Annotated in this window: 1 pseudogene; it reads left to right on the top strand. The window is 62.8% G+C overall.

What is annotated here, in order from left to right:
• Positions 1-4: 4 nt before the first annotated feature.
• Positions 5-358, top strand: a pseudogene (locus EN851_RS34255) (MaoC family dehydratase); the annotation flags it as partial.
• Positions 359-438: the final 80 nt, after the last annotated feature.

Below are 438 nucleotides of genomic sequence, written 5' to 3'. Positions count from 1 at the left end.
CGACATGACCGGAAAAACCTGGGCCTATGAGGATTTCGTCGAGGGCGCCTCGCTCGACCTCGGCAGCAAGGACGTCAGTGCTGCCGAAATCATCGAATTCGCCGAGGAGTTCGCCCCGCAGCCGATGCATCTCGACGAGGAAGCCGGCAAGGCGAGCATCCTAGGCGGGCTTTCGGCTTCGGGCTGGCACACCTGCGCGATGTTCATGCGCATGCTGTGCGACGCCTTCCTGCTGGACTCGACCTCGCAGGGCTCGCCAGGCATCGAGCATGTGAAATGGAAGAAGCCGGTTCTGGCCGGCGACCGTCTCACCGGCAAGCTCACCATCCTGGCCAAGCGTCAGTCGAAATCGAGACCGACTGCGAGGTGTCGAGGAGGTGATCCGGTCGATCGAGGAACGCTGCTGAGGAGCCGCCATTCCTGCGCTAAGCGTTCCAG

The organism is Mesorhizobium sp. M8A.F.Ca.ET.208.01.1.1, assembly GCF_004791315.1.
In the GTDB taxonomy this organism is placed as follows: Bacteria; Pseudomonadota; Alphaproteobacteria; order Rhizobiales; family Rhizobiaceae; genus Mesorhizobium.
The sequence above is the reverse complement of the archived record's forward strand: the minus strand, read 5'-3'. Positions and strand labels throughout refer to the sequence as shown.